Annotated in this window: 1 protein-coding gene; it reads right to left on the reverse strand. The window is 50.4% G+C overall.

Annotated features, from left to right (window positions below):
* A partial coding sequence (locus QP324_RS12170) for a hypothetical protein (protein WP_284816247.1) occupies positions 1-244 on the reverse strand: 244 nt, incomplete at both ends.

The raw sequence follows: 244 nt of genomic DNA on the forward strand, positions 1-244 counted from the left end.
TCATCGAGTTCCAAATCGCTTTCAATCAGCTCGACTTCTGCTGCTGCTCGACGCTCTTGAGCATTCAGACGGCGATTGCGACGAGAGCGCGAATCTGTGTCGAATTCGTCAACATATTCCGCAGAACCGTTTTCTTCGTTACGCTCGTTGCGCTCGTTACGTTCGTTTTTATCTTTGCGGTTACGACGGCGAGAAGAACGCGCGTTGTCGTCATCCTCATGCTGATTATTCTGTGCGCTTGAAC

The sequence above is a fragment of the Corynebacterium sp. UMB0012 genome (assembly GCF_030216265.1).
In the GTDB taxonomy this organism is placed as follows: Bacteria; Actinomycetota; Actinomycetes; order Mycobacteriales; family Mycobacteriaceae; genus Corynebacterium.